Origin of the sequence: Microcystis sp. M49636_WE2 (assembly GCF_030065375.1) — a bacterium.
Lineage (GTDB): Bacteria > Cyanobacteriota > Cyanobacteriia > Cyanobacteriales > Microcystaceae > Microcystis > Microcystis aeruginosa_C.
In genome coordinates, this window is record NZ_JASJFG010000547.1 from 1 (window position 1) to 3,410 (window position 3,410).

The 3,410-nt window shown below is 44.7% G+C and carries 7 protein-coding genes; 5 read left to right on the plus strand and 2 right to left on the minus strand.

Going from position 1 to position 3,410, the window contains the following annotated elements:
• The 3 genes from PX484_RS12655 to PX484_RS12665 all read left to right on the plus strand — a co-directional run.
• Positions 1 to 536, plus strand: a 536-nt coding sequence (locus tag PX484_RS12655; protein ID WP_288104103.1) for a formylglycine-generating enzyme family protein, incomplete at its 5' end; no start/stop codon positions are given.
• A gap of 238 nt (positions 537 to 774) precedes the next feature.
• Positions 775 to 1,248 carry a type II toxin-antitoxin system VapC family toxin gene (locus PX484_RS12660; RefSeq protein ID WP_043997957.1) on the plus strand — a complete coding sequence of 158 codons (474 nt, stop codon included), beginning with the start codon at positions 775 to 777 and terminating at the stop codon, positions 1,246 to 1,248.
• Between the two features lie 2 nt (positions 1,249 to 1,250).
• Positions 1,251 to 1,478, plus strand: a complete 228-nt coding sequence (locus PX484_RS12665) for a hypothetical protein (protein WP_004268635.1) — start codon at positions 1,251 to 1,253, stop codon at positions 1,476 to 1,478.
• A gap of 247 nt (positions 1,479 to 1,725) precedes the next feature.
• Here the strand turns inward: PX484_RS12665 and PX484_RS12670 are convergent, their stop codons facing one another.
• Positions 1,726 to 2,052, minus strand: a complete 327-nt coding sequence (locus tag PX484_RS12670; RefSeq protein WP_004268636.1) for a DUF433 domain-containing protein — start codon at positions 2,050 to 2,052, stop codon at positions 1,726 to 1,728.
• Positions 2,053 to 2,259: 207 nt separating this feature from the next.
• Here PX484_RS12670 and PX484_RS12675 point away from each other — a divergent pair, with 207 nt between their 5' ends.
• Positions 2,260 to 2,529 (plus strand): type II toxin-antitoxin system HicA family toxin, encoded by a 270-nt coding sequence (locus PX484_RS12675; protein WP_043997958.1) that lies wholly within the window; start codon positions 2,260 to 2,262, stop codon positions 2,527 to 2,529.
• Positions 2,519 to 2,776: a type II toxin-antitoxin system HicB family antitoxin gene (locus PX484_RS12680; RefSeq protein WP_287669662.1), complete on the plus strand. Its 258-nt coding sequence runs from the start codon at positions 2,519 to 2,521 to the stop codon at positions 2,774 to 2,776. Before PX484_RS12675 ends, PX484_RS12680 begins: the two co-directional genes overlap by 11 nt.
• Positions 2,777 to 3,151: 375 nt before the next feature.
• Here the strand turns inward: PX484_RS12680 and PX484_RS12685 are convergent.
• Positions 3,152 to 3,410: SDR family oxidoreductase (locus PX484_RS12685; RefSeq protein ID WP_288104107.1), on the minus strand; the 259-nt coding region annotated here is incomplete at its 5' end.

Here is a 3,410-nt window from a genome sequence, read left to right on the forward strand (position 1 = left end):
ATGAAGCGGTAATGGGATACAATCCCTCTCATTTTTCAAACAATCCCCAAAATCCGGTAGAAAGTAGTTCGGACAACGCTCAAGCCTTTTGTCAGAAATTGAGTCAAATAACCGGGAAAACCTATCGCCTACCGACAGAAGCGGAATGGGAATATGCTTGTCGTGCGGGGACAACCACTCGCTTTTATTTCGGTGATGATGCTAATCAGTTAGGAGATTACGCTTGGTATGAAGGAAATTCTGGGGGTACAACTCATCCGGTTGGACAGAAAAAGCCCAATGCTTGGGGACTCTATGATATGCACGGAAATGTCTGGGAGTGGTGCGAAGACAATTGGCATGACAGCTATAAAAGTGCGCCAAGTGACGGCAGTGCTTGGCTGATAAAGGATAATGATTATCAAATACTGCGGGGCGGTTCTTGGTACGGCCTTCCAAATCTCTGCCGTTCCGCTTACCGCAACTTCAACTACCGCCGCCTCTACCTCTACTTCAACTTCGACTACGGTTTTCGGGTGGTGTGCGTCCCCCCCTAATCAGTTAACAGTTAACAGTTAACAGTTATCAGTTTTCCCCACTGTTAACTGATAACTGATAACTGATAACTGAAACAAGGCGGGTCGATTTTTTTTTGAGATTTTCTAGGGTGCGTCCCAGGCAGCTTTTGCCTTTTTGAAAGCGGCCCGTAGTTGGGTTGACGACTGTTACCCAACACCCTCGGAACCAAGATTAAATAGGGTATGATGGACGTTGGATAGATTTTCTCCTATTGCCGTGAGCGAAAGCGTCTATATTGAAACCAGTATCTTAGGCTACCTAACTGCTCGACCCAGCAGAGATATTATTGTGGCGGCTAATATTGAGATAACGAGGGAATGGTGGGAATTTCGTCGAAACGACTTTATTCTGTACACTTCCGAGGCTGTCCTAGAGGAAGTAACTAAAGGAGATACAGCGATCGCCTCCGAAAGGCTGGATATTTTGCGTGATTTTCCCTTGTTAGCATTGAACGAAGCTGCACAAGGTTTGGCTAAACAATTCTTAACCCGCAGTAATCTGCCTCCAAAAGCGAAAGTTGACGCGATCCACATTGCCGCCGCAACTGTCCACGGTATGGATTATCTGTTAACGTGGAACTGTAAGCATATTGCTAATGCTCAAATTCAGAGAAAATTGGCAGAGATCAGCATTGATTTTGGATACGAGTTACCGATTCTTTGTACACCCAACGAACTGTTAGGAGGTTGATTATGTTTCATGATGAGATCGTCGAAGAGATCCACCGAATCCGTGAAGAGTATGCCAAGTCCTTCAACTATGACTTGGATGCAATCTTTGCAGATCTACGCAAGAAGCAAGCGGAAAGTGGCAGAGAAGTTGTCACCTTGTCGCGAAAACCCGGTCTAGCAAAACGTTGGAGCGGACGACCGAAAGATATTGGTGATGATACAATGGATACCAGTCGCCGCTCAAGTTAGAATGGGATGACGAAGTAAAAGCTTTTTCGGCAAATTGTCCCCAATTAAATTATCAACTTTAGAGCATTGCTGGCCTCAGATATCTTAGGGTCCGTCCTAGGCAGCTTTTGCCTTTTTGAAAGCAGTTTAATCTAATACTAAATCCGTTGAGTATAGGCTACATATCAGGAGGGGCAACAGGCAACAGGCAACAGGCAAAACGGAGAATAAATAATCAGTTTTTAATAAGCGGATTTAGTATCATCTCCTAAACTGCCTGATTCTGCTCAATGAGTAAATCAATCTCATCTTCATGAGCCGCCGCATATACCCAAGCATTGGCTAAATCCGTAGCTTTAATAGTCGGATAACTTGTTAATAAATCAGCATCACTATAACCAAGACGACGAGCTTCTACTAACACCCAAACTGGAATTCTTGTATTGGCAATGCAGGCTTGTCCGCCGCAAACTTTAGGGGTTTTCTCAATTCCCTGCCAATTACCACCAAGACTTTGAGCGAGTAACTGGATTACCTGCACTTTTTCCCTAGGTTTGAGGGCAAGAAGTTGCTCTTCTAACTCTTTGATGATCACAGGCTTAAATCCTCATACAGTTTTGACCAATTATCCCTAATCATTTTACCAGAAAATTTGTGTTGAAAACCTCCCACTATTCAGTTAACAGTGAACAGTTAACAGTTAGATTGAAACAAGCGAAATCCAAAATCAAACTAGGTGTTTTTTTGATTTCAATAATATGTCCTTTAGATGCACGGCAGCTTATTAAGTTATGATACTACAATGGCACTCTCGAAAAAACAGCGAAAAATTCTCGACCAAATCTTCGAGCAGCCCGTCCGGTCAGATGTTGTCTGGACGGATATCGAATCGCTGCTGGAGGCACTGGGAGCAGAAATATCCGAAGGTAGGAGGTTGCGGGTGTGGGTAGCCCTTAAGGGAGTTAAAGCCGTCTTCCATCGCCCCCATCCTCGTCGGGAAACGGACAAGGGGGCTGTAGTATCAGTGAGGCGCTTTTTAAGCGAGGCAGGAGTGGAAAACGATGAAGTATAAAGGTTACGAAGCAGTAGTTTTTTTTGATGACGAGGCGGGTATCTTTTACGGTGAGGTGGCCAACGTCCGAGATGTTATCACTTTTCAGGGAGAGAGTGTAGCGGAATTGCAGCAGGCTTTTGCTGATTCAGTGGAAGATTACCTAGCTTTTTGTGCCGAGCGTGGGGAAAAGCCAGAAAAACCCTTTTCTGATAGTTTTCTGTCACAGCTAGACCGGAAATTACCCAACAAATTTAGCAATAGGTAGGTTGGTCCCTCGGAACGAAACCCAACCCAATTATTTAGGGTTTGCTGAAAAAGGCCTAGGGTGGGGTCAGGCAGAAGGCTCCGAGGCTGCGAGGCAGGAGTTTCAGGCTTTGTTGCCCTGCTTTTCTGTACCAGTTTGTGTACTACAAGGAAGATAATGCCAGGTTTTTTGAAGGTCCCAATCCTATTTTCGCAGCAGTAACATCGGATTTTAACAGGTCAAAAGCCTTATTTTAAAAGGGTTTTACCATTATTCAGCAAGCCCTAATTATTAATTTTCCTGCATTTTTATGCTCACTTTGTTCTTTTCGCTCTTCTGCTCTGACACCAGATTTTTTGTTCTCGAGGATTTCTCGGTCTTTTTTCACCATTTCTTTTAAAGAGTAACTCCACCGTCCACGGGTAAAACCACACCTGTCATATAGGGGTTGATAATCAAACTCAATACTGCTAGGGCGACTTCTTCGGGTTGCCCTAAATGTTCGACAGGTAGGGCAGAAACCGCCCATTTGCTCAGGTCGGAGCGTTCCGAATCACCTTGACTGGTCCAGATGCTTGTATCTTCTATTAATCCGGGGGCAACAACGTTAACGCGAATAGGAGCGAGTTCTAGGGCGAGGGCGCGTCCAAATACG